At 64.0% G+C, this 23,974-nt stretch carries 22 protein-coding genes; 19 read left to right on the top strand and 3 right to left on the bottom strand.

Annotated elements, in window-relative coordinates; genetic code table 11:
• The first annotated feature begins 12 nt into the window (after window positions 1-12).
• The 4 genes from eccE to BST47_RS26350 all read left to right on the top strand — a co-directional run bounded on the left by eccE (window position 13) and on the right by BST47_RS26350 (window position 5,506).
• Window positions 13-1,647: a type VII secretion protein EccE gene (gene eccE, locus BST47_RS26365; protein ID WP_234809875.1), complete on the top strand. Its 1,635-nt coding sequence runs from the start codon at window positions 13-15 to the stop codon at window positions 1,645-1,647.
• A complete protein-coding gene (locus tag BST47_RS26360) occupies window positions 1,644-3,425 on the top strand; it encodes an AAA family ATPase (protein WP_083128810.1) in 1,782 nt (593 codons plus the stop codon). The genes eccE and BST47_RS26360 overlap by 4 nt, the downstream gene beginning before the upstream one ends.
• A gap of 230 nt (window positions 3,426-3,655) precedes the next feature.
• Window positions 3,656-4,069 carry a hypothetical protein gene (locus BST47_RS26355; RefSeq protein ID WP_068920308.1) on the top strand — a complete coding sequence of 138 codons (414 nt, stop codon included), beginning with the start codon at window positions 3,656-3,658 and terminating at the stop codon, window positions 4,067-4,069.
• An 18-nt stretch (window positions 4,070-4,087) separates the two neighbouring features.
• Window positions 4,088-5,506 carry a type IV secretory system conjugative DNA transfer family protein gene (locus BST47_RS26350; protein ID WP_068920309.1) on the top strand — a complete coding sequence of 473 codons (1,419 nt, stop codon included), beginning with the start codon at window positions 4,088-4,090 and terminating at the stop codon, window positions 5,504-5,506.
• Between the two features lie 176 nt (window positions 5,507-5,682).
• Here BST47_RS26350 and BST47_RS26345 read toward each other — a convergent pair whose 3' ends face one another.
• Entirely contained in the window at window positions 5,683-6,699 is a 1,017-nt protein-coding gene (locus BST47_RS26345; RefSeq protein WP_083128809.1) for an IS481 family transposase, read from the bottom strand.
• 95 nt (window positions 6,700-6,794) lie between these two features.
• Here BST47_RS26345 and BST47_RS26340 point away from each other — a divergent pair, with 95 nt between their 5' ends.
• Entirely contained in the window at window positions 6,795-7,052 is a 258-nt protein-coding gene (locus tag BST47_RS26340; RefSeq protein ID WP_133056246.1) for a hypothetical protein, read from the top strand.
• 759 nt (window positions 7,053-7,811) lie between these two features.
• On the opposite strand, the gene BST47_RS26330 is transcribed toward BST47_RS26340, so the two are convergent.
• Window positions 7,812-8,627 (bottom strand): hypothetical protein, encoded by an 816-nt coding sequence (locus tag BST47_RS26330; RefSeq protein ID WP_068920311.1) that lies wholly within the window; start codon window positions 8,625-8,627, stop codon window positions 7,812-7,814.
• Between the two features lie 38 nt (window positions 8,628-8,665).
• On the opposite strand from BST47_RS26330, the gene BST47_RS26325 reads away from it, so the two are divergent.
• The 13 genes from BST47_RS26325 (at window position 8,666) to BST47_RS31325 (ending at window position 22,377) form a co-directional block, all read left to right on the top strand.
• Entirely contained in the window at window positions 8,666-9,043 is a 378-nt protein-coding gene (locus BST47_RS26325; protein ID WP_083128796.1) for a hypothetical protein, read from the top strand.
• Complete coding sequence (locus tag BST47_RS26320; RefSeq protein WP_083128794.1) at window positions 9,043-10,113, top strand: hypothetical protein; 1,071 nt, start codon at window positions 9,043-9,045, stop codon at window positions 10,111-10,113. Before BST47_RS26325 ends, BST47_RS26320 begins: the two co-directional genes overlap by 1 nt.
• A 24-nt stretch (window positions 10,114-10,137) precedes the next feature.
• Window positions 10,138-11,079 carry a conjugal transfer protein gene (locus BST47_RS26315; RefSeq protein WP_234809874.1) on the top strand — a complete coding sequence of 314 codons (942 nt, stop codon included), beginning with the start codon at window positions 10,138-10,140 and terminating at the stop codon, window positions 11,077-11,079.
• Between the two features lie 46 nt (window positions 11,080-11,125).
• Window positions 11,126-11,398 carry a hypothetical protein gene (locus BST47_RS26310; RefSeq protein ID WP_046364557.1) on the top strand — a complete coding sequence of 91 codons (273 nt, stop codon included), beginning with the start codon at window positions 11,126-11,128 and terminating at the stop codon, window positions 11,396-11,398.
• 71 nt (window positions 11,399-11,469) lie between these two features.
• On the top strand, window positions 11,470-14,301 hold the full coding sequence (locus BST47_RS26305) for an ATP-binding protein (RefSeq protein ID WP_083128790.1): 2,832 nt from the start codon (window positions 11,470-11,472) through the stop codon (window positions 14,299-14,301).
• Window positions 14,301-16,412, top strand: coding sequence for a hypothetical protein (locus BST47_RS30805; RefSeq protein WP_159229581.1), 2,112 nt, complete (start codon window positions 14,301-14,303; stop codon window positions 16,410-16,412). Before BST47_RS26305 ends, BST47_RS30805 begins: the two co-directional genes overlap by 1 nt.
• Window positions 16,409-17,104 carry a hypothetical protein gene (locus BST47_RS26295; RefSeq protein WP_083128785.1) on the top strand — a complete coding sequence of 232 codons (696 nt, stop codon included), beginning with the start codon at window positions 16,409-16,411 and terminating at the stop codon, window positions 17,102-17,104. Before BST47_RS30805 ends, BST47_RS26295 begins: the two co-directional genes overlap by 4 nt.
• A gap of 293 nt (window positions 17,105-17,397) precedes the next feature.
• Window positions 17,398-17,919, top strand: coding sequence for an ASCH domain-containing protein (locus tag BST47_RS26290; protein ID WP_083128783.1), 522 nt, complete (start codon window positions 17,398-17,400; stop codon window positions 17,917-17,919).
• Window positions 17,906-18,682 carry a hypothetical protein gene (locus tag BST47_RS30525; RefSeq protein WP_083128781.1) on the top strand — a complete coding sequence of 259 codons (777 nt, stop codon included), beginning with the start codon at window positions 17,906-17,908 and terminating at the stop codon, window positions 18,680-18,682. The genes BST47_RS26290 and BST47_RS30525 overlap by 14 nt, the downstream gene beginning before the upstream one ends.
• A 173-nt stretch (window positions 18,683-18,855) precedes the next feature.
• Window positions 18,856-19,515 (top strand): DNA adenine methylase, encoded by a 660-nt coding sequence (locus BST47_RS26280; protein ID WP_133056245.1) that lies wholly within the window; start codon window positions 18,856-18,858, stop codon window positions 19,513-19,515.
• Between the two features lie 345 nt (window positions 19,516-19,860).
• Entirely contained in the window at window positions 19,861-20,112 is a 252-nt protein-coding gene (nrdH, locus tag BST47_RS26270) for a glutaredoxin-like protein NrdH (RefSeq protein ID WP_083128773.1), read from the top strand.
• Window positions 20,113-20,377: 265 nt separating this feature from the next.
• Entirely contained in the window at window positions 20,378-21,580 is a 1,203-nt protein-coding gene (locus tag BST47_RS26265; RefSeq protein ID WP_234809873.1) for a DUF1173 family protein, read from the top strand.
• 107 nt (window positions 21,581-21,687) lie between these two features.
• Window positions 21,688-22,377, top strand: coding sequence for a DUF2510 domain-containing protein (locus BST47_RS31325; protein ID WP_234809872.1), 690 nt, complete (start codon window positions 21,688-21,690; stop codon window positions 22,375-22,377).
• Window positions 22,378-22,405: 28 nt separating this feature from the next.
• Here the strand turns inward: BST47_RS31325 and BST47_RS26255 are convergent, their stop codons facing one another.
• A complete protein-coding gene (locus BST47_RS26255) occupies window positions 22,406-22,597 on the bottom strand; it encodes a hypothetical protein (RefSeq protein ID WP_133056244.1) in 192 nt (63 codons plus the stop codon).
• Between the two features lie 106 nt (window positions 22,598-22,703).
• Between BST47_RS26255 and BST47_RS26250 the strand changes: the two genes are divergently transcribed.
• On the top strand, window positions 22,704-23,708 hold the full coding sequence (locus BST47_RS26250; protein WP_234809871.1) for a DNA adenine methylase: 1,005 nt from the start codon (window positions 22,704-22,706) through the stop codon (window positions 23,706-23,708).
• Window positions 23,709-23,974: the final 266 nt, after the last annotated feature.

Raw genomic sequence — 23,974 nt, 5'->3', positions numbered from 1 at the left:
GATCCGATGGTGATGTTAGACGAGCATATTCCCGGCCCGAAAGCCGGCTTGAGCGAGCAGATCCGGCGGTGGCGCTTGGACTTTCGGCTCGCCCTGGTCGTTACTGCCGAGATAATCGCGCTGGCTGTTCTGGCCGCTATCACCCCAGTGCTGTGGTGGGTGGCGGTACTGATTGCGGTAGCAGCGCTGCTCGTGGTCACCCTCAGCTATAACGGTGCCACCGCGTGGGAATGGCTTGTCCGCGCGCTGCGCTACGCCTATTTTCGGCGCAACACCAGGGCTCACTTACGGCGAGCAGGGATTTCGCCCGCGTTCACCGTCGACATGCCGGGGGCCGGGGCGGTCGGCATGCGCTGGGACGGACAGTATGCGATCACCATGATTGCGTTGCACGGCAAGCCTTTTGCACCGACGGTGCTGGTGCCCGCGGGCGCTGAGACCACCAGCTTGGTTCCCGTTCAAGCCGTCATCGACCAGCTCCATCAGTTCGCCGGCCTGGAGCTGCATTCTGCCGACATCGTTTCAGCAGGTGCCCGGGTGGCTCTTGATGGGCGTTACACCCCAAAGTATGAGGAAATCATTGCCGACCGAGCAGCTGTCGGGGAACGGCGCACGTGGCTGGTGCTGCGACTGTGCCCACAAGCATGCCTGGCGGCAATGATGTATCGAGGTGATGCGGCGGCCGCAGCAGCGGCGGCCACCGAGCGGGTCCGCCAGTCGGTGTTGCGAGCGGGCTGCCGGGCAATCACCTGCACTGCCGATCAGGTGGACCAGTCCACTAAGGCGCTCCTGGCTGGCGCAGAGCTGGAGCGGATTCGCGAGGGCTGGGGCTATCTGGATACGGTGTCGCAGTACGTCACGACATATCGGATCGCGGGCAACGACCTCACTACGCGTGTGCTCAACGATGTGTGGACCGTGCGTTCCGATGCCACGGTCACCTCGATCCGCCTGACCGCCGATCGGGCCGGCGTCGTCGCTGCCGGGGCGGTGGTCCGTTTCCATACAGCTGCGCCGTTACCGCATCCGCCCCTGCTGACACTGCGGCCCATTATCGGGCAGTGCTTTGACTCTCTTCTCGCGAGTCTGCCGCTCGGTGATCGGGCATTGCGCCTGGAGATGTCGCCGCGGCGTCTGACCAATCCGGCCGAGCTGAAAGTGCCGGTGGGGCCCAGCGGTCCGATGCTCGGCATGACGGTCACAGGTGTTCCGTTCCTGATGCCACTGACTGACCCGTTGCGAGCCAGCACGATATCGGTCAGCGCGTCCTTGGACGCCGTGATTCCGTTGCTGTTGAGGGCCAGCGCCGCTGGATCGGTCATCCTGATTCACACCGAGCGCCCCCAGGTATGGCAGCCACTGCTCGACAACGCCCATCGCATCAGCCTCGCCAGTGATCGCGAGCCTGTGCGCCCTCCGAACGTCATCGTCGCTGACGGCATCGGGCACGGCCTCACAGCCGGCGAGCGTGGACACACCCTGATCACGCTCACCGACGTCGCCGAACCGAGTGCAGACGTGACGTTGGTGCAGCAGTCCGGCGATGAACTCGTACTCGGCACCCCGAGTGTGCAGGGAGTCCGACTCAGCATCATGCGTCCGCGCAATGAGGCACAGTTTCTGTCTCACTTGGTCGTGCGCACATGATCAGTCAGCGCTCTCTGGATGCCCTGCGCGCAGCGATGAAGGTCATGGGTTCGGCTCCTGAGCGAGCAGCGCAAGTCTTCGTTCTTGCTACCCAAGACGATCCCGAACTGGCGGATGGATGGTTGGGCCGTTACGCCACCGGAGAGCGCACATTGGCGGTGCTGTCCAAGCTTTCTGCGAATGCCGATCGGCTGGGTGAGGGGTTAAGCAGGCTCCAGCTGGGCCCGGCCAATATGGGCGCATTCTTCGAAATCGAGTACGCGCGCTTTCCGATCGCTGATCAGATCACCGCCCAGTTGGCCTACGCGGCCGCACTGATCGCCTCGAATGAGTTCCAACAGGCTAGCGCCATACTCGACCGGTTGCCGGCCGATAGTCCCGAAACCGGGTACGTGCGCGCATGTTTGGCGACCAAGACCCAGCGCTGGCCCGACGTGCTGACGGCAGTCGGTGTGTGCACCCAAAATCCTCGGGACACGTATCTGGCGCGGGCGGCGAGTCTGCTGGAGGCGTGGGCGGCGGCCAGCCTGGGGCTGATGCAACCTGCGCTGCAGGCTGCGCAACGCGTGATAGACGGCAAGCCAACTTCTACCGACGGGCTGGGCGCGCGAGGAGTGGGCATCAAGGATGTGCTCACGCGAGACGCACTGTTTTGTCGCGCCTTGGTGCTTCGCTATCAGGGCGAGGATGAGGAATCCGAGTCTGTGTTGACCGGAATACGCGTGCAATGGCCGGATTTCGAGCGCGCTCAAGTCGCTCTCAACGATCGCACGTTCGGCTTAGAGGTCACCGACCCGGAGACGATCGCCTCCCGTACCGACAAGTGGGACGCGGCGACTGGCACCAGCCGTGCTGCGCGCGACCAAGCCGACCGTGATGCCACGCGACAGGAAGTGCTCGCCCGCGCGGAGGAGCGGCTGGCGGCGTTCATCGGCCTGGAGGGGCCGAAGGAACAGATCGCCGTGTGGCGCACGGAGATAGAGATTGATCTTCTTCTTGCAGAGCAAGGGCAGGAGGTCGGCACCGCCAATGAGAACCACATGGTCTTTGAAGGTCCACCGGGCACAGCGAAAACAAGCTATGCGCGGATTGTCGCCGAAATCCTGTTCGGGCTGGGGAAAATCGATCGTCCTAAGCCACTGGAAGTGACCGAGGAAGACATCGTGGTCGGCTATGTCTCGCAGACCGCTGAGAAGATGCGCGACATTTGCGAAGAAGCGCTCGGCGGGGTTCTGTTCATCGATGAGGCCTACCGGCTCGCGCCTGAAACGGAGGGGCATTCTTTCGGCAAGGACGCCATCAACACGTTGCTCAAGTACATGGAGGACTACCGCGACCAGCTCGTGGTCATCGTGGCGGGGTACCCGGTCGAGATGCGCCGGTTCATGGCAACCAATCCCGGTCTCGCGGGCAGGTTCCACTTCACGTTGACGTTCGACAGCTACAACGCTGACGAGATCGTCGCTATTGGCCGGTCAATCGCGGATCAGGAAAAGATCACCGTTGCCGAGAGTGCGTGGGAGATACTGCGGCAAGAAACGGATCGTCTTCGCGCCATTCCCGCCAAGGAGGGCACAGCTCTCGACGCCGCGGGCAACGGTCGCTACGCCCGCAAGGTGGTCTTGGCATGCAAGCGGGAACGCGCCCGCAGGCTGCGCACGCTGGGCTCTGCGGGCTTGAGGGAGCTTGCCGCTGCGGACCTGTCCGCGTTCGATGTCACCGACGACGATATGGCCCGCGCGCTGGTGTCGGCGCTGTCGACCGCCGCCACGACGTGAGAGTGGACCGCACCGAGGACGGCTTGCGCGCGTAGTCCTGAACGCGTTGTTGCACACGATGATTGCCCAGTCCGCCGCGACACCGCAGCGGTCGTCGTGACCATGCTGGTGCGGACGTAGCGCCGCGTCTTGGCCGCACCTCCGTCGTCGGTGAGCGCACTCACCCACACGACCGTTTACGTGGTGCGTTCGCATTGACTACTTATGACTGAATATGTCACTGTGTAGTCATGTCGTGGGGTGAAGCGGTCGCGTCTCTGTCCAGCATGGATTCAGCACTTGACCTTGCGCACGGTCTGCTCAAACTCGGCAAAGACGGCTTAGGTAAGCAGTCGGGGGCAACCATTTGGGAGGTACGCGCGGTCCTCCCGCTGGCTGTGATTCTGTTCGCTGCGGGCCCGGTGGGCTGCGGCGAAGGTGAGCACTGGGTACGCGCTGCGGTGGACAACGCCGACCCGGAGGACACCGCGCAGCCTGGGTGGGCACGCGCCGCACTGCTGTGTGCCACCAGCGACCCGGTGATGGCACGTTCGATGGCTGGGCTGACTGCACTGGATCAGCGCCAGCGTGACTGCGTGGTGATGGCGCTACGCGCAGCGTTGGACGAGTCCCCCGACAGCCGGGCTAACACTGCCCGCGTCTAGGCGAAAGGACGAAACACTATGTACGTCAAACCATCAACGCCATATTGCGGCTTCGGACGCCGCGCAGGCGGCACAGAGATGTTCGTACCGAGCAGTGCCGCACACGTGTTGGTCTCCGCACCGACGGAAACCGGCAAAAGCCGGCGCCTGCTCGCGCCGGCGGCAACGCTGTGGGGTGGTCCGGCCGTGGTCGTCTCCTCCAAGGACGACCTCATGCAGTACGTCATGGAGCGCCGATGGGGACCCAAGGCACTATTGGACCTGCGCCCTCTCAGTTCGCCCGTCTATCCAGAAGGCGTAGTTCCCACGGTCTACGACCCGACAGTCAGCATCGACAGCCCCTACGAAGCCTTGACGGTGGCCGAAACGATCATGCAGATGTCGACGGTCGGGTTGGGGTCGGGGGCCGACCAGGTATCCGACGGCGGCGTGTGGGAGTCCCAGGCCGCTGGTCCGTTGGCGGCATTTCTGTTCGCGGCGTCCCCCGCAGGAAACTCCAAGGGCATGGCCTGGGTGCTCACCGCCGTCGACAACATCGACCCGGAGAACAGCACCCAGCCGGGATGGGTACAGGCCGCCGCACTCTGCCACGAGTACCCGACGCTGGCTATGGGCATGGCCCGGATCATGGAAATGGACCCGCGCCAACGTGACTCGGTCGCCATCACGATGCGCAAGGCGATCACGCCGTGGCTGCGAACCTCGCTACTCGATCGCGAAGGGTTTGAGCCGTTCACCCCGGACTTTCTCGATGATCCCCTGGCAACCTTGTTCATTCTGGCGCCGGCCGACGGCACTGTGGCCGGTTCGGCGGTAACCCTGCTGGATTCGTTGGTGCGACGATGGCGCGAGAAGACCTCCGCTAGGGAGACCATGCATCGGCTGCTGATGGTCATTGACGAACTTCCCAATACCGCTCCGATTCCCAACCTACGTCGCATCGTCGGCGAGGGCCGTGGACTGGGCATCAACCTGATGGTTGCCGTCCAGGCCTCCTCGCAGCTCGACACCGTGTACGGAGCGGTGTACGCCAATGAGTTGCGCGACATCTTTCCATGTTCGGTCATCATGTTTGGTGCCCGAGAGGAAGAACTCCTCACTGCCGCGGAGCACTGGTCTGGGCTGACCAACCGGCGACCGCAGGGATTCGGGCAAAACGATGGCAGTAAGAACCTCAACAACGACCTCGGTGCCACGTTGCGCTGGCAAGAACTCCTTCCGCCGACACGGGAGCACGCCCGGCTGCTGATTCGTGGTGGTGTAGGCACGTGCGTGGAAATACCGGACTGGTCGGTCTTCCTGCACCTCTACGATCAGACCACTCAAGCGATTCTGGCCAGAGCCCAGGGCGGCGGGACTGATCCTGGGACCGTCGAGCCGGGCAGGCTTCGCCGTATGGTGCGGCGCGCGTGGTTGGATCGCGACAATGCCGCGTGACCCTGAGTTGGCGCGTCGGATCAACCTGCTGTTCGACGTCATGCACAGGCGAGGAGAGACGCCGCTGAGCACAGCGGCTGCCGCGGCCGCCATGACCGCGCACGCTGGCGCCGGGGTCACCATGGCGGCATTGGAGGAATTGCGACTCGGCAATAGTGCTGCCGCTAGCTGTGTTCTCACGGGACGTTGTACGCACAGTCGCACGTCTCGACCGCCGACAGCCTCGACACCGGAGGCACACCACCGAGCGCGGCATGGCCTCGGTGGTGGTTGTAGTAATGGATGAAACCAGTGAGCGCGTCCCTGCGCTCAGCTTCGCTGCTGTAGGCCCGCACGTAAGCCCATTCGCGGGCCAGGGTGCCGTTGAACCGCTCCACCTTCCCGTTGGTGCGCGGCGTGTAGGGCCGGGTGCGCTTGTGCGTCGTGGCACTGACGGTCAGAGCCGCCGCCCACGTCCGGGACCGATAGCAGGAGCCATTGTCCGTCAAGGCCCGTTCTATGTGGGCGATTCCGTACGCCCCGAAGAACTCCACGCTGCGCAACCAGAACGCCGCCGCCGTCTCGCCCTTCTCGTCTTCGAGAGCTTCGGTGTAGGCCAGACGGGTGTGGTCGTCCACCGCACTGTGCAGGTAGGTGTAGCCGATCCGTCCGGTGCCGGGGCCTCTGCGCTTGGACGCTCTACCTTCCGCAGACTCGCGACCATGGACCCGCCATCCGCCGCCGAGAGGAATCTTGCCGAGCTTCTTCACGTCGACGTGGACCATGTCACCCGGCGCGGCATGTTCGTACCGATTAACTTGCCGCATAACGGTTCCCGACACCGGGTCCATGTCCGACAACCGGGCCATCTGGTGTCGTCCCAGCACGCGATGCACTGTCGCGGCCGAGATCATGATGCCTTCGCTGCGAAGGTGGGCTGAGATGCGATCCGGCCCCCATTTGGTATCCCGCCGCAACTGCAGGATGCGTTCCACCACGGCTTCCGGCGTGCTCCCGGGAGAGACGCGCGGTCGGGATGACCGATCAAGCAGCCCGACGTCGCCGTCGACCAGCCATCGCTGGTACCACTTGGCGGCTACAGCGCGAGAGACGCCCATTTCGGCGGCCACGTGCGCGATTGGTCGACCTGAATCGATCCGTTCGCACAACCGTTTCCGGCCCTCAGGTGTCAGAGGTGAGTTCTTGTGCCCCATGAACGCGAGCAGAAGTGTGCCCGCGCTTGATTTGGCCTACATATCAACGACAATAGAAGTAGCTGCAACCGATTTTCCGGAGGGAGGGCACGCCAGTGAGCGGAATGACCGCCGCGGACTACTACAGGTCCCTGCCCGAGGAGCCCGCCGAGACGGTGATGGTGCGCCGGAGCTACCTCGACCCACACGTCTGGTACTGCGTCGGCGCGAACATCAGCGCCGACATTTCCAGCCTGATGTGCCCCGGCCGCCTTCGGGCGGTCAAGCATTACGCGGAACAGAGGTTCGGCGACGAGGAAGAGTTCCGCTGGGTTCGCCAGGACCGCGACACCTGGGTGATGGAGTTCGTCTAACCCTGGCTGCGTGTCGACAACCTCATGAGGGACTACAGCTAGCCGTGCGGAACTGGACGTGATTGCCGAGTTCTTCGGGGTGCCAGTCTGTTACCTCACCAACACGAGGGTTCGGACCGGAATCGACGCTCAGCTTCACCTCGTGAAGGTCATGCGTGATGCTGGGGACTTAAGACCCGTGCATGGGTCGACCCTCCCCGCTTTGGCTGACACCGAGGGCGACCGCCCCGCGTACATCGGTGAGCTACTGGACCGCAGTTCCGGATCACTTGCACATGAGTAGGTCGAATCACTCTCCCTGGCAATCGAGTCAAAGCGACGCTTGCGCAACATGTGGCGAGGTCATCCCCGAAGGGGAAGCCGAGTTCGGCAGCCGTATCGGTGTTCCCCACCACGCCACCTGCTTGTCGATGCCTGAGACGTTGAAAGCGAAGATCTCCCGGTGTCCCGTCTGCGGTCACATGGAGGGGCGTCACCTTGAGGTGACGGATTTCGATGAATCGAGCGGAAAGCTACGTGCGAGGCCATCCCGATGCACCTGCGGATGTGACTACTACCTGAAGCCGCGCGGGGTCGGCTGAGATGAATCTAGGTGGTGTAGAAAAATGGTGATAGGCGATATGCCTGCAGAGCCGCGCACCGGCCATATGGGGTGTTCTGATCCGCAACCCTTTGAGCCGACGCCAACCAGCGTCGGTTCAGAGGGTTGTTCCCTAAGGGCATCCGGGGCCGCCGCGGTAAGCCGTTACAGATAACGGATCAGTAGCTCGATCCGATAGTGCTGCTGGGTGTGAATGCCTGTTCCGCAACAGTTCCGATTCCTACCCCTACGGCTGCGAGGGTCCAGAGGATTCCTGCTGCGTTGAGGATGAGGCCGATAGCGATGAGTTTGGCCGAACGCGGCATCGGGCGCACCGCGCCCGCACCTAGCGGTGTGAGGTCGATGGGGTCGGCTGGTTCGATGGTGCGGAACGGCGAGGGTGCGGTCATGTCGTCGGGCAGCAGTGGCAGGGAGAGGGTCACAGTCGGTGCCGTGGGGGACAGTGGCCACCAGTCGGTTGATCCGTCGATTGCCAGCCAGCCGTTGAGGATTCCGTAGATTCCTGCGGTCAGGGATGCTGCTGGAAGTTGCGCGAGCAGCCATGGCGCGAGGACGGTGCTTGTCAGCGTGTCCGTGGGCCGGTACAGCAGAAGCAACAGCGCCCCCAATGCAGCTGCCGCCCAGAGGAATGCAGGGATGGGGAAGGAGCGTAGCCGGTCGGGGATCAGTGCTTCGCTGCGGTGATAGATCAGCTTGCCCAGCGGCCATCCAATGGGGGCCAGCACGGCCGCCGCGACGACGATGCCGACCTCCAGTACACCTTCGATCGTCTTGACGCCTCGGGTGAGCAGTGGGTGACTGGGATGGTCGTTGTAGGGGCTGGGCCTGGCGCCGGCGACGTCGCGGGCACGTCGGCGAATTCCTCGATTGAGCAGCTCAGCGCGGCGTATCTGCATGGAGAAGATGCCCGCGTGCTCAGCGATCCACTCGCGGCGTAGTTCGTCGTATCGGTCAACACTCGATGTGAATACCATGTGTTTACGTGTTGCCTTCTATTGCGTAATCTGTCAGCATGATGGGCATGACGGACAGCGTAGCGATGGGCGGTGCGATGGTCTACCCCATCGCGGCGTTTCTGGTCGCAATCGTTGCGATTGGCGTCCTGGCCTCGCTTTTTGTGGTGTTGGTGGTGGTTTTGGTGCGCCGGGTTTGGCGCCGCAGCAACCGGGCCGGTGCGACGCCATGGACTGACTCATCGGTAAACACCGTCGCTGGTGGTTACTCACCGGTGGGGGGATCTGCCTTGTGGCCAGCGGCCCTGGTCTACCAGATTCCAGAGCCCGAACCGGCCCGCCGACCCGGGAAGCGATTCAGCCGTGGAGGCCAGCGCCGTCAGATCAGTTCGCGCAGCGCATCGACCTTGCAACATGGCACCGGACGGAGACGGTAGTGACGCTCACCAATGACCAGTGGTCCAACGATCTGGCCGCTGAGGACGACGATGGGTTCGGTTTCCCCGAGGCTCCGGCGTTCGAGCTTCCCGCAGAGGCTGAGGTCGGTGGCACCGACGTGGATGAGCCCGAACTCGACTGCGATGCGGTCGGCGAGCGGGGATTTGGTGATTGCCGCGACCCAGAGGATGAGCACGGCGGCCCCGAAGACGACGTGGCCGATGACGACTACGACGACTATCCGGTCGACGGGCAAGCCCTTACCGGACCTGTTGGTGATGGTCAGCCCGGGCCGGCGCAACCGCGGCGGGCCCGCAGGTTTGATGGCAAGGTCGCTATGGGGTTCGGTGCTGTCGGACTGGTGGCCGTGTTGGTGGCGATCGTCGGGGCAGTCGTTGTGTACGGCTCGGATGAGCCCAAGCCCACAGGTGCCCCGAACGGAGCCGACGCCGTGGCGCTACCGCCGTCGCGTTCGGCCGCGCCTGCCCCGGCGCATGCTCCCGTCCTGGACCGTCCGATCTCTTTCACCGCCGATGCCCTGGGCTCGTGCGCGGAGGGCTCGACCTCGGCGCAAACCATGGCCGGCACCGATCCTCACGCGGCGTTCCTGTGTGTGCGTGGCGGCGGCGACGGACAGGTCATCGACATCGAATTGCCGGGCACTCACCTGATCACTGCGATCGTGGGCGAGTTTGGCTGGGTGGGAACTGATGCCAGCGGGTCGAAGCCGTGGTCGCAGTACCGGGTGGTCACGACCGTGCAGTACACGTTCAACGACACCGAGGCGACTCTGGTGACCCAGGACACCAAGAATGTCCACGGTGAGGCGACGCAGCCGATCAAGCGGGTGCTGGCATCCAAGATCCGCATGCTGATCCGGGAGACGTCCCGGCCGCCGGCCCAGCCCGAAGGCGGTGCCAGCGCAGCACCGACGAAACCGAACGGTCCGCTGGGACTGGAGCTTCCGCAACTGCCGGGAGTGCTGGGCGGTGGGCAACAGAACAGCGATCCGGTTGACGCGGCTTTCGCTATCAAAAGTTTGAAGATCATCGGCCATAAGCCGGTATAGCGGCGAGGAACATGACCCATGGCAATGAGCCGCATTTGGCAGCAACGGATCAGCCGCACCCAGGGTGCGCTGACGAAATTTGGAAAGCCCGCAGTCCTGCTTCTAGCCGCCCTTGCGGGCGTGAACGTGTTGTGGCAGTTCTTATTTGCCACAGACCCCGACCTCACTGAGCCGTCACGGGCGGTGGTCAATCGGTCCGCGGTGGTCGGTGCGTTCGCCCAGGATTTCGTCGCGGTCTGGCTTGAGGCAAACACTCAGGACGCCGCTAGCCTGAGCCAGTTCATCAGCGTCGATCCAGCTTCCCTGACGCTGCCCTCAACCCCGGCCGTGGTCATCAACACTCCCACGATCGTGGCCGTGTCGCTGGAGGGCGTTGCAGGCCAGGAAGCCGACGCCGAAGTCTATTCCGTGGTTGTTGGTGTGACCCAGCGGCCATACGAATCAGCCGCCCCGCACCGCGCGCTGTACCGGGTTCCGGTGCTGTGGTCGCGGTTCGGCCCGCGTGCTGCAAGTTTCCCGGCCCGCATCGGTGGCCCGGGCGCGGGCGCAGACCTGCCGCTGAGCTACCCGAGCACGTTGAGCGAGGCCGATCCCGCCTACGGCACCGCCACGGGTTTCCTGAAGGCGTACCTGACGCCTGCCGGGGGCGTGGAGCAGTACGTGACCACTGATTCGATGATCGCCGGATTGGGCAACGCGTACGAAAGCCTTGTCATACAAGGGGTAACTGCACTCGGAGCTCCCTCGTCCGTGCCCGCGGATGGCGAGTTGGCCCGTGTTTTGGTCCGCGTGACCGCAGTGAATTCGCAATTCGCTCCCTCGCCGTTGGTCTACCCCTTGACGCTTCGCGGAGTGGGTGGGCGCTGGCTCGTGGCAGCGATCGATAAAGCACCAGCGGTATCCACCGACGACAGCCTCGTCCCGGCGGCGGTGTCCACCGACTGGAGTTCTGCAACACCGAACTGACCGGCACGCCCAACCGGCGGCCGTGCCACAAGGAAAGGGAACCACAATGACTGAAACGACCTTGGCCGCAGGGGATCTACTTACCGCCATCCCGTCACTATGGGAATCGGCACAGATACCACTGGCGATTATCGCCATCTTCGTTGGCGGCGTCGCCGGCGCATTCGCGCTGGTGCGCGGGTTCGGCGCCGCCATGGGCAAGGTGCTCGGCGGGGTCGCCGTCGCGGCCATCATCCTCGGCGCGGTCGGGTTGGCGGTCTCACTGAAAACCACCGTGGACAAGCACGGTGGGGGCATCACCACCGGACAGTTCGGTTAGACCGCCTGCCAGGCGTCGAGAGCGTCTGGTGCAGCAGATGGTGTTGACGAGACGTAGTTGGAGGTTATGTAGTGGGTGAGAACACCTTTCGTGGTCAGACGGCCCGGGTATACGCCGATGTGCGTGACTTTCCCATCTATGTCTCCCACATCGATGACAACACCCGGTTGTGGTTCGCGCCGTGGCGAATCTGGGACGGCGCAACCTTCCTGATCGGTATCACGACGACAGTCTGGGCAACCCGCAAGTGGCTTGACTCCGGGCATGCCATCGCCATCGCACTGTTCGGCATCGCACTGACAGCGGCACTGACGGTCGCCGCTCGCCAAATCCCAGTTTCTCGACCCAGCCCGCTCTACCGGATCGGCTGGCTGCTCGGCGGACTGTTGCACACCCAGCGCAAGGCCGGGGTCAACGGTGAGGGCGAGTCCGCTCTGTCGCCACCCAAAGAGGTGATCGGGAATCTGAGCTTCACCTCCGGTGGTGTCTACGCAGAGTTCATCGTGGACGGTCAACCCGGCGGAATGATGCCCTACGCACTCAAGGACGCGATTGCGATGCGTCACCGACCCTTGGTGCGCCAACTCCCCTCTGGGTTGCTGTTGTGGGGCTGCTGCGTGCGCCTTGACCACCGGCGGCTGCTGCGGTGGATGCTCTCGGGCTACGCGAACGAGCCCGCGTGGGTGCAGGAAGTCCGCGACTGGGAAGACTTCTTGACCATCGAGCCGTTCTACGAGCAGGTATTCGGCATACGCGTGCCGGTGGACTCCGGTCAGGCCGGCCGGACCGGAGTGGGTGGATTGGCCAAGGCGGCCACCGTGGTCGCCGGCCGCGACCCCGACGACCCGAGATCCCTTGCCGGGTACCAGGAAATGTCGGCCTCGATACTGTCGAAGATCCCCGCGGAGTTCAACGCGCGACCGGCCACCCCGCGCCAGATCCACTGGTGGTATCGGCGGCGGCTGGCCATCGGTGCCGTCAACGACCCCTTTCCGCACGGCGAAGGCGGTCCTGACCGGCTCACCGAAGCCGACTTTGCGGCCGTGGTGCCTGCGGACTTCGACTGTGGTGATCAGCAGGCCCGCAAGAAGGATCGCCGCTGGTGGCGCCGTGTTGTGCCATCGCTGGCAGCAGTGCTGGTGATCCGCGGTGCCCGGCGCCCGGACAGCTTTCAAAGCATGCTGGCCGTAGCGCAGATTCCGCGCGGCGGGTTGGCCTATCCACGTGCGGAATACCTGCTAGCGGTCTATGACGTGGACACACCTGCCGACATCGACTGGATTCAGCACATTTCTACCCGCCCGGCCGAGCAGGCGCTCACACGGATCGATCGCGCTCAGCGCAACCTCGATGATCAGGCGTTCCAGCGGGCCGGCAGACGGTCCAGCGACAGTGATCTCATCGAGCGCTACTCATCGGCCGAGGAGTACAACGCCAAGCTGCGGGCCTCGAAGTTGGAGCGGGAAGTGGAGTCCACGACGGTGGTCGCCGTCGGAGCCCGCTCACGGGCCGAACTCGACGCGGCCTGCCAGCTGCTGCAAACCCACTTCGCAGAAGACCTCGACATGACGTTGAGTCGACGTCGCGGGAGCGCCCAAATAGGGCTGTGGCAAACCGGGCTGGCAGGCAGTGAAGAACGCAGCCCGCGCAGCCAGTTCAGCCAGCCGGGGACCACTACGGACTGGGCCCGTTTCTCTCCGCTGGTGTCCAGCAAGCTCGGTCACGACACCGGGATTCTGTTCGCCCGCAATCTGTCCACCCGCCGACCAACCCCTGTCCTGATCGAGCCCGAAGGCGCGAGCAGGCGGCGTCAGGTGCCTGGGATGCTGTTCTACGGTCCACCGGGAGGGGGCAAGTCTCAAGGCGCTAAGCGAGTGACGCTCGGTTTGCTTGCCCGGGGCAATCAGTGCAGCATCCTTGACCCTGGTTCCAATCCTGAGTGGGTGCGTGCGCTGGCGCATCTGGGGGATCGGGTGGCGGTGCTTGATCCCACACGCGGTCAAGTCTCGGTCGACGGGTTGCGCATCTTTCGCCGTGAAGTCGCCGTCGAACGCACTCTTGATCACCTGCTGCCCATGATGGGTGTCGAGCCCGATGCCGAGATCGCCCGACAGCTCCGCTTTCTGTTGCGCCCCGATCAGCGGGTCGCCGAAAGCATGGGCGCCCTGGTTCGCTACCTCAACAGTTTGCAGGCAAGCGCCTACAAGGAGTATGCGGAATTGGCGGCGCGCCTGGATATGTGGGCCAATATCGACTATCTGCGGGCGATGTTCGATGAGTCGCTGCCGATACCGCCGATCGCTGAGAAGGACGCGGTGATCTGGCTGACCGGTGACCTGGAGTTGCCGACGACCTCCCAGACCGAGGATCTCCACCTCTACAAGCGCCAAACAGCGCGTGCGCGAGCCGGGTTGGCCATCTACGGGATGATCGCAGCGGTCACGCGGGAAAGCTACACCGGGCCCAATCGTCGGCCTGGCAAGTTCGGTTGGTTCGTTGCCGAGGAAGCCCGGGCGTACTTCGCCTCTCCCGTTGGCCGCGAAGATGCCACCGAGTTGATTACCCAAGGCCGCAAGCAGCGATACGGGCTGATCGGCATCGCACAGCATGTCGAGTATTTCGACGGGATTCCCACCAAGGATTTGCCGACGCGAGTCATTACACCGTTTAAGGCCTCCGCGCGAGAAGAAGCGACCGAAGAGTTCAAGCGCATCGGGATTGACCCCGATGAGTATCCTGAGGTGCTCAACCTGCGCACCGCCGAGGGGCACGGCTACGCGTACATGATTGACGACACGGGCAGCACCGGCCTGATCGACATTCTGCAACCAGTACAGCCCGAGCTGCAGCAAGCCTTTGATACCCGCGGCCTTGAGGACGAGGCGCTGGAGCTGACGCGGTGATGGCCGCCTACAGCGCCTGGCTATATGAGCACCCACGTATCCGGCGGGCGTGGCTGATCGCTCAACTCCTGTGGGCGGGTTGGATGATGGCCCTGCTGACCGCCCCACACGCGGTGGCGGCCGGGTTCGCCGGGGCACTCAACTGGCCCAGCCCGATCGTGGACACCTACGACCAACCGGTGGGCACCTACTTCATCAGCACGGTGTCGATGCTCGACGCCATCCGCACCCAGGGCAGCGACGTCAGCATTATCGATCCGGGTTCCTGGATTCCCGCGTTGACCGACCGCTTCGAAATCGCCATGACCTACAGCCAATTGGCCGTCATCCTCGGATGGTTCTGCGGGTTCTTGGTGATGGTGGGTGCGGTCGGAATCTGGTTCATCAAGATTGCGCTGGGCTCGGCCTGGTTGGGCTGGCTGGCCGCACTGGCCGCGCCCGTGCTGGTCGCGATCAACAATCTGCTCGGTGAGTTTCAGATCATTCCACTGGCACTGATCATCTGTGTCTTCATCGGCGGAATCATCGCATTGACCAAAGGCTTTGGGCGCGGCGCCGGCGTGATGTGCAGCGGGTTCCTGGTGATCTTGCTGATCGGGTTCTTCCTCAACGACCCGGTGAAGGAACTCGGAGGCGACGGCCTGCTCGCTGCCGGCCGGGCCATCGGATTCGAGCTGTCGTTGGGAATCGCCAACAACGGCAGCTTCGACCCATCCGGTAACGCCGACGGTCAGATCGAAGTGCTCTCGCAGTGGATGGCCACCACCCTGATCCGCCACCCCATTCAGATCGCCAACTTCGGCAGCGTGATCGACAACATCGACGGATGCGCACAAGCCTGGAACGCCGCGCTCAACGCCTCTACGGTCCTGACACCCGCAACCCAGGCGCTCGCACCGGCAGGAAGCCACGACGGGCCGGTAGAAGCGATGCGGGCCTGCGGCGCGGGCGATGCCTATGCCCACGCTCACTTTCTCAGCGGCGAGACGATCGGGCTGATGTTCTTCATCAACTGCGTCGTGCTGGTCGTGCTGATGCTGCTGTGCTACATCGGCTGTGAAGTCATTCGCATCGGGTTCAAAGCGTTCTGGAACGTGCTGGTGCTGGTGCCGGCCGCCGCGGTAGCCGTCGCGCCAGGACCTCAGCGTGAGTTCGCCAAACGCACCGCCATCAAGTTGATCGTTCACGCCCTGGAAATGCTGTTCGCTACAGCGGCTTTCGGCATTGTCCTGGTGCTGATGTCCCGAGTATCGACCGGGCAACTTGACGGTTTCGAGGTTCAGCACCCGATTGCGATCCTGCTGCTCATGCTGCTGTTCTCCGGTGGAGCGGTGTTCGGGTTCAGGGCGCTGATGCGAGGCTTCGGTGATCGAGGCCTGCCGGGGCCGATGTCGGTGCTGCGCAAGACCGCTGCCATCGGAGCCGGTCCAATGAGCTTCTACCCGGCGATGCGCGACATGGGCCGCTCAATGCGCCGCGACATCAACGCCGACGGTGTGGGTATGCCAAGTTCAGGCAAACCCGGCGATGAGGGCACCCGAGCCCCCGCAGCCAAGGGCCGCAAGGCACATCCCAATCCCGGTGGCATCCCCTCCGATAGCGGGTCATCTCCGAGCGCAACGCCGCCGTCTACAACCACACCCGCTACTGGCGCACACGCGGGCGGGTCTGCCGCTGCCGGGACCGCGGCGCGCGGGGCAGCCGCCCGTGGTGCAGCGGGCGGGGCGGCGGCCAGCGGAGGCGCAGCAGGCGGGGCCGCTGCGGGCGGCGGTGGCGCGGCGGCCGCCGCTGCGGCCGGGCCGGCCGCCCCTGTGGTCGCTGGAGCCGTGGTCGCGTCAAAGGTGATCGAACGGCAGCAAGCCAACAAGCGCCGCGACACCGGGCCCGCTGCGAGCAGCACCACGAAGGCAAGCACGGATGCACCCGCCGCGCCGGGGCGCACCAGTGCCGCCCCGAGCACCCGGCCCCAAACACCGCCCAGTGGGCGCACCGATGAGCAACCGACACAGCAGCGTCCATCGGCTCAACAATCTCCGGCGTCGAGCACGAGCACCCCGAACGAGTCTCCCGGGCGCAAGCCACAGCCCCCGCAGGACGGCAGGACATCATGACCGCTACCGGCATATATCTGGACGCAGAACTGAACACCACCGGACGCGCTTATTGGGCCATGTCACGGATGGTCAATCACGGGTGGTCGGTCCTGAGCTTCGGACTCGACTGCGGCGGGTGGCTGCGGCTTCGCACCCCGGCGGGGGTGGAGTTGCCCGTAGCCGCCGATCCGATTGACCACACACCGTCATCCCAGCAGCGGATACAGGGCCAGCCCAGTGTGCCGCTGCTGCCGCTGCACGCCTGCCGACTGCTCCACCAATGCGCCCACGAGCGAGCAGTCGCGCACCGTGGCGACGACGCCGCCCGCACGATCGCAGCGATGCTGCGCCTGGGAATGCCGGCCGGGCGGGCGCATTCCGACGATGCGCGGTGCCCGTGGTATCTGCCTCATCACGGTGCCGCGCAACCGCCGGAATCGGTGCGCCGGGCTTACTGGGCGGCGACCACACTCACCGATGACTACGGATGGCGTATCACGGGTGTCGACGCGCGAGGGTTCACCGCGGTCGGTCCCTACGACGAGGAGGAAGTTCGGTACCGGAGTGCGACGGCGGCTGACTGCACCACCTCAGGTCGGCTCACGCGGCTGCTCGCTGCGGTCGCCACAGACGGCTGCACCGCCGACCTGGAACGTTTGATTCTTGAGCACCAGCACGTCCGCCGCAACATGGCGGTGGCCCGATCATGACCAGCCGCACTCTTCCCAGCGACCTTGCCCGCCTCCGCGGCAACGGTCTGGCTCGAGGGCACGCACGTGTCGCAGACTTCCGTGCTGGCGGTCCAGACATGTGCGGTGCTCCACACCGGCTCGGTGCTGATGGTGTGCCTCCAGTGCCATGCGCCAGTGCCTCCGAGGCTCATCGCCTGGCCGCACTAGTCGAGTATGCGGTACGTCTAGCGGGCAGCCTCGATGAACTCGCGCGGGCCCGTCAGGCTCTCGCCGCCGTGGACTGTGCTTGCGCACCTGAGGATTTCGGATGCGTGCGGCGGGTGCTCCACGACGTTTTGCACACGCCGGACCCGAGCGCAGAGACCGGGTTGGCGATGGGGTTGACTGTGCGACGGCCGTGGGCATCGATGCTGCTGGTGTCGAGTCAGATCGGCGGGAAGAACGTCGAGAACCGGACAGATTCCACCGACTATCGCGGTCCTGTACTGATCTACGGTGGTACCCGTATCGACCAGGCCGGTATCGAGCTCGGTGCACAGCTGGGCATGCGAGAGATGAACTTTCATTGCGACCAGCAGGGCTGGCTCGGCGCAACCGTACTTGTGGACGTGCATCGGGCCCAAGGGTGCTGCGCCCCGTGGGGTACGACTCCGTTTAACCCTGGCCAGCCCAAGTATCACTGGGTGTTCGAGGCACCCGCGCGGCTGGCTGCCCGTCCATGGCACGACAACGCCAAAGGCTTTGACGGCCTGCGGCCAGTGTCGTGGTCGGCGCTGGTCAGCCGTAAGGCGGCACGCTACGCCCGGCAAGGAGTGACCGGTGCATCCAGGTGAGGGTGATGATCAGGGCTGCTGGCAGCAGTGGCGCACCGACCGCGACCGCGAGGAACAACGTCGGATAGCCCAGCAACGGCGTGACCGCAAGGTCCGCAACAAGCTCAGTCGTGTTGTGGCGGTCCTTGACGAACTGCTCAGTCCGGGTCAGCAGCAGCCACGTTGCCTCGGTGACGTCGCGGACTTCTATCAGGTGAGCCAGTACCGGCTTTCGACTGTGCTCGAAAAGCACCGCGAAGAGTTCAGTCAGGATGGTTGGCGACCACACAACCGCGACCACGACGGGCAGGACCTGTGGACTGATCGCGCCGTGGTCCGGGCCGGGTTGTTGCTGGAGAAGTCCGCTGTGGCAGCCCATCTGCGCCATTTGCTCGGGGTGGGCGACATTCCGCTGGTGTACTCCCAGGGCGAGGCTCGCTTGGCTGAATGCCGGCAGCTCTACAACAAGGCTCTGACGGTCGTGGCCGACATCCATGGCGAGTCCAGCCCAGATGAGCTATGGCGGGCCATGCAGGGTGCCGATAGGTACGACCTGATGGCGATGGCGATGACCTTGGCTGCGCTCACTCCCTACGACCGTCCCAGCTTGGGACAGTGGCTACGCGAAATCAGCGGGCTCACCACGAAAGACGGGAGTATCGCACGGGGGCTAGCGCTGCTGATTCCTCAGCGCCAGGCGGTCGATGTACGAAAGCTCAAGGAGCCTGGCTCTGCACGCTCGAACAGATTGCGCGCAGACGGTGAAGGGGCGGTGTGCCAATGAGTTCCGCTGCGCATCTTCGCTCACCGTTGGTAGAACGACGTCCTCGCTCGGAACAGACCGGTCGGCAGATTGCCAGCCTGTTGCCCCCGCACACGCACTATGTACAACCGCTGTCGGGGACGCTGGAGGTTCTGCTTCACAAACCGTGCAGTGCGCTGGAGACGGTCAACGATGTGGATCGCGAGCTGGTCACGTTCTGGAAGGTCTTGCGTGATCGGCCGGCTGAGCTGGCCCGGGCGTGTGCGTTGACTCCACACTCGCGGGTGGACTTCTCATCCGCCATTAGCGGTTCCCGCATCCCCGGTGAGGCCAACGAAGTGGAGATTGCCCGGCGAGTATGGCTGCGCCTCAATCACAGTCAGTCCGGTCCAGCACGGATGCGTCCTCAGTGGCAGAACGCTGCAACCCACCGCAAGATGGCGTCAGCGCTGGATATTGCCATCGATCAGATGACCGAGACCGCCGCCCGGATCAAGCGGGTGAGTCTGGAATCGGCCGCTCCTGTGAAGTTGATCGCCGCGGTGGCACGCCAGCTTGGGGTGTGTATCTATCTCGATCTACGACCGGATGTGTTCGGTGCCCAGGGCGCCAGTCTGGTCCATGGTGCTCGCGTGGAGCCGGTGCAGGTTCTGCGGGCAGTGTCCACGGCTAAAGCTGCCGTGGTGATCCGTGCGGAGCGCAGCGCGATCACAGACAGTCCAGTACGGAGCTGGACGTGCACGTCGGTGGGGGAGCAGCGCGACGGTTCAGCGGTGCACCTGTGGTCGAACCGCGTGCTCTCGATGCAGGAGCACCTGTTCGACCTTGGTGACTATGGTCTGGGGGCGACGTGACCACGGCGGATACTCTCGCGGTCCGCGAGCAACTGGTCGCGGTTCTGCGAGCCGCCGACAGGCCAATGACGAGCGCTGAGCTGGCTGGCGTCCTGCCGTGGCAAACCCACCGGTTAGATGTGGGCTGCGAACTGGTGTGTCACGCACCTCGCCGGCCGGCGGCCATGCGTGTGGTCGAGTGCCATCGAAGCTGGCATCTGGTGAGTCGTCCACGGTCCTCGCAGGACTCACGGACGGGGATCTATCGGCATCTAAGGAGCCTGGCCCGCGAAGGGATCATCCGCTCAATTCCGTTGGGGCCACGCAAGGTTCAATGGGAATTCGTAGGAGAATAGGAGAGCGACAATGCCCACCATCACCGTGTACACCAAGCCCAACTGCGTGCAGTGCAACGCGACGTTCAAGGCGCTCGACAAAGCAGGCATCACCTACGTGAAGGTCGACATCAGCGCCGATGACCAGGCCCGCGACTACGTGATGGCCCTGGGCTACCTACAAGCCCCCGTCGTGATGGCCGGCGACGACCACTGGAGCGGCTTCCGGCCCGACCGCATCACCGAAGTCACGGGTCCGGCACACACGCAGCTGTCCATGTAGTGCAAACAGGGAAAGAAGACCTAACGATGGCAAGCAAGCACGCAGGGTCCCTATATGTCTCCGCGCCGTCCGCCAGGGGACCGGCGCGGGTCTTGGCAATGAAACATTGCGTAGCTCACGCGGCCAGGTCCATTCCCGTTCCGCCCCCGACAGGGTGTCGCTGTGAAGGCTGCTCGTGCGACAGATGCCCGTCCACACTTTGGCTCCCTCCTCCGGTCGCACACACGTTGGGCGTTCACACATCGTCTGGCAAGCGGACATGCCCATGACGATCGCGACCCCGTTTCAGGTCGGGGGACACGTGGTAGACGATGTGAACAGCCCAGAGGGACAACAGATCCTCATTGACGCGAAGGCAGCAAGGTCACGACCGCTGTGCCTATGCCAGCCCTCAGGGGTCCAGATGTATATCGCTGCTGCTGGGCAAGGACTCATCGTCAAAAGGATGCCCGGCACGGCAGCCGCACATGACCATCGATGCCGATCCTGGCTGCCCCCCAGTGAGCTATCAGGTTATGGCGCCGTTGCCGAACGGTCGATCGTTGACAACCCCACCACCGGAACTACCACGCTGCGACTCGGGTTTTCGCTGTCAAAGTCCGGGAATCGCGCTGCTCCCGAGCCGTCGGTATCGCCGGCGACCGCGGTGCAGTCCGACGGCAACAAGTTGTCGCTACGTGCTGTCCTGCACTATCTCTGGGACGAGGCAGAACTGACGACGTGGCACCCCGGCTTCGCCGGGCGACGCCCATGGGGCGTCGTGTATCGCAGGCTGCGCGATGCCGCGGACGGCAAGCTTGTTCGGAAAAGCCCGTTCGCCGCGTCATTGTTTATCCCTGAGCCCTTCTCGGCCGAACGCAAGGCCGAGATCGAGCAGCGCCGGATCAAGGCATGGGCTCCAGCTCGCCGACAGCCGGGAAGACCCACCAAGTTCCTCATCGGTGTGGGCGAGATCAAGGCACTTGAGCCAGCCGCCCACGGATTCAGAATGCAGGTACGGCATCAGCCGGGGCACCCCTGGTTTCTGGATGAAGACCTGTACCGCAAAATGACTAAGCGCTTCGCCACGGAACTTGAACTGTGGCAGATGGCAGATCCGGGTGATGTGCGGTTAGTGGCAATCGCTACCTTCTCAGTGTCTCGGGCTGGCTATGCCAACGTCGAACAGCTATCGCTGATGGCGACCGACCACAACTGGCTACCCTTCACCAGCGATGCCGATCGCACCCTGATGACTACCGCCATCACCGATGAACGTTGTTTCCGTAAAGTGTTGCCCTACAACGGTAGCTCTACTGCCCTGGCATCTTTGATCTTCACCGACACAACGCCGGCAATAGCCGCGTTCATCGACCGCTCTGGCGGCGAAGACGACGACGACAACTCGATCGCTGGGCTGCCGGTGTGGAACTGGCGCACCGACGAAGATATGCCGGATCTACCGGCGGCTCTCCCTGACACCGAATGACACTACTTGGGGCACCCTATGCGCCACACCCGCAGCGTAAAACAAGCCGGTCGATTTCAGCGGCCAGCGAAACCACCGCTGTCACAGGTCTGGGGGACAATCCACCCATGACTGACTACCCGGACTCCACCGCTCGGACGATGGCTCAAATCCGCAAGGAGGGCTCTTACTTCGCACGCAGAGCAGCTGAGTCCGAAGCTAAACGTGAAAGGATCGTTGCCGAGGTCGCCCGCACTGCCGGCCCGGACGATGACATCGACTACCTGACCAAGCGTGCGCTGTATGACGTCGGCCTCATCAGCGCGTCCGAACTGCATGCCACAGGCTCGTCTCAACTCCTGCCACGGGGCTGGTACCAGCACTATGTCGAAGCGATAGACGAGTACTGCCCCACTCGCGTCTTCTCGCTCGGTGAAGCCGGCCTCGATGCCGCCAAACTCTACGACCGCGGCTACCGATGGGTGGTCGTATTCAGCGAGCAGACCGGGCCGAGGGGCGATCGCACGTTCATTGACGTCCGCAGCTTCGCGGCCGCCGCAATGACCGAGCACAGTCCCCTCACAGAGCAGCACGCGCTCTCAGAACTCCTCCATATGGGCTACCGCATCGTGGATCTACCCAACGACATCTTCCTGTCGCCACCTCCGACCATCCCGCAGCACCGCAGCCCGCCTCCACTCCCCGGACCGGGCTGGTACCCCGATCCCACCGCCCGATTCCAGCATCGGTGGTGGGACGGGCAACGCTGGACCAGTGCGGTTGCTCTTCACGGGCAGACCCACACCGACCCGATCTGAACTCCCCGCGCCCCGATCCCCGGCGGGACTAGGTGTGGTGTTCCATCACGTTGGCTACACGATTGGGCAGCTCGTCAGTGTCGCCGACATACCACCGCACGAACGCGGTGAGCTCAGCCGCCATTGATGTCCCGGCCTGCGTCGTCGCTGCCTTGAACCGTTCCTTGAGGTCTGGGTCCGGTCGGAAGTTGACGCCTCGGTTCTTATGCCGTCCGGTCATCATCTGAGTATCACTCGGTGGGTGGCCACTTGTCGACTTTCCGATTAGACTCAACTTTGGGTGGCCACCCACCCAAACCTCTTTAGATTGAGCCCCAGGGGGTACGTTGGCAACGCCAGCTTTGCGTCCGCCGTTCGCATACTTCGGCGGCAAGCAGAAGATCGCTGCGACCATCGCCGCCATGCTTCCCGAGCACACCCACTACGTCGAACCGTATGCCGGCGGATTGTCAGTGTTGTTGGCTAAGAAGCCGAGTCGGCTCGAAACGGTTAATGACCTGGACGGCGACATAGTGCACTTCTGGAGGATGTTGCGCGAGCGTCCCGAAGAGTTGGCACGGTACTGCGCGCTGACCCCTCACTCACGCGCCGAGCGCAAGTCGGCCATGGACCGGCCTGCAGATTTGGATGACCTCGAACGTGCCCGCCGGGTCTGGATTTGCCTGGCGCAGGGGCGCACTGGAACCTTGCGCCCAACTGGCTGGCGTTTCGACTCCGCAGACTTCGCGCACACGTCGATGCCGCGACGCCTTGACGGATATGTGCGGCGAATGGAGTCCGTTGCCGAACGGATTCGTTCGGTGTCGCTGGAATGCCGCGCAGGTCTTGACATGATCGCCGCCTATGGCAAGGGTCGGCGCACGTTGATGTACGTGGACCCTCCCTATGTCGGTGATGTCCGAGAACGCAACTACCGCAACGAGATGCTGTCACCGGCCGAGCATCGGGAGCTGGCCGAGTCCCTGCACTCGTGCGCGGCAACCGTCGTCCTCTCCGGATACGCGTCCACGCTATACGACAACGAGCTGTATGCCGACTGGTACCGAGTTGAACTGACGACCGCGACCAGCCAAGGTGGGGTCTACAAAGGGCGCACCGAAGTGCTCTGGTCCAACCGCCCACTGGCAACCGTCGCCACCCCTGACGTCGACATATTCAGCCTCTCCGAAGACACCTGTAACGAAATGGAGCCCAGCGAGCCTGCATGTAACGAAACGCGGTGCCCGGTGTGTGAAGGGGTCATTCGACAGGCGCGATCGGGACGCCGCCGCGTTTACTGCTCGCCGGCGTGCCGGGTGCGCGCGCACCGCCGAGCGTCCCTCGCTGGCTGACAGCTGGTCAGGTTGTCGGCCCGGGCCGCAATACTTCGGCCAATCGGCCGGGTAAGGAGACCCAGCTGACCTGATCGTTCGGGGGCGGAATGCTATGTCGCACGCCAATGCCCCCTTGACTCCGACTGGTCGCGACGCCGGCTGTGCGAGCGCGTGGACTCGGGTCGCCCGATCGCGCACGTCGCCGCTGAGGCGGGGAGATCTCGCGGCGGCGCTTGGCCAAGTGGTACGCCCGCTGGGTTAAGTCCGGTCCTGCTGGACTTCTT

The organism is Mycolicibacterium tusciae (assembly GCF_002086795.1).
Taxonomy (GTDB): domain Bacteria; phylum Actinomycetota; class Actinomycetes; order Mycobacteriales; family Mycobacteriaceae; genus Mycobacterium; species Mycobacterium tusciae.
Note: the sequence above shows the minus strand (reverse complement) of the source record. Positions and strands in the feature narration are given on the sequence as shown.

What these genes read in the sequence shown, in the direction of transcription:
- BST47_RS26310 (WP_046364557.1), top strand. Translation starts at nt 11,126, where the DNA reads ATGACTGAAACGACCTTGGCCGCAGGGGATCTACTTACCGCCATCCCG.
- BST47_RS26330 (WP_068920311.1), bottom strand. Translation starts at nt 8,627, where the DNA reads ATGGTATTCACATCGAGTGTTGACCGATACGACGAACTACGCCGCGAG.
- BST47_RS26265 (WP_234809873.1), top strand. Translation starts at nt 20,378, where the DNA reads ATGACGATCGCGACCCCGTTTCAGGTCGGGGGACACGTGGTAGACGAT.
- BST47_RS30805 (WP_159229581.1), top strand. Translation starts at nt 14,301, where the DNA reads ATGGCCGCCTACAGCGCCTGGCTATATGAGCACCCACGTATCCGGCGG.
- eccE (WP_234809875.1), top strand. Translation starts at nt 13, where the DNA reads ATGTTAGACGAGCATATTCCCGGCCCGAAAGCCGGCTTGAGCGAGCAG.
- nrdH (WP_083128773.1), top strand. Translation starts at nt 19,861, where the DNA reads ATGCCCACCATCACCGTGTACACCAAGCCCAACTGCGTGCAGTGCAAC.
- BST47_RS26295 (WP_083128785.1), top strand. Translation starts at nt 16,409, where the DNA reads ATGACCGCTACCGGCATATATCTGGACGCAGAACTGAACACCACCGGA.
- BST47_RS31325 (WP_234809872.1), top strand. Translation starts at nt 21,688, where the DNA reads ATGACTGACTACCCGGACTCCACCGCTCGGACGATGGCTCAAATCCGC.
- BST47_RS26355 (WP_068920308.1), top strand. Translation starts at nt 3,656, where the DNA reads ATGTCGTGGGGTGAAGCGGTCGCGTCTCTGTCCAGCATGGATTCAGCA.
- BST47_RS26350 (WP_068920309.1), top strand. Translation starts at nt 4,088, where the DNA reads ATGTACGTCAAACCATCAACGCCATATTGCGGCTTCGGACGCCGCGCA.
- BST47_RS26255 (WP_133056244.1), bottom strand. Translation starts at nt 22,597, where the DNA reads ATGACCGGACGGCATAAGAACCGAGGCGTCAACTTCCGACCGGACCCA.
- BST47_RS26315 (WP_234809874.1), top strand. Translation starts at nt 10,138, where the DNA reads ATGAGCCGCATTTGGCAGCAACGGATCAGCCGCACCCAGGGTGCGCTG.
- BST47_RS26345 (WP_083128809.1), bottom strand. Translation starts at nt 6,699, where the DNA reads ATGGGGCACAAGAACTCACCTCTGACACCTGAGGGCCGGAAACGGTTG.
- BST47_RS26325 (WP_083128796.1), top strand. Translation starts at nt 8,666, where the DNA reads ATGATGGGCATGACGGACAGCGTAGCGATGGGCGGTGCGATGGTCTAC.
- BST47_RS26360 (WP_083128810.1), top strand. Translation starts at nt 1,644, where the DNA reads ATGATCAGTCAGCGCTCTCTGGATGCCCTGCGCGCAGCGATGAAGGTC.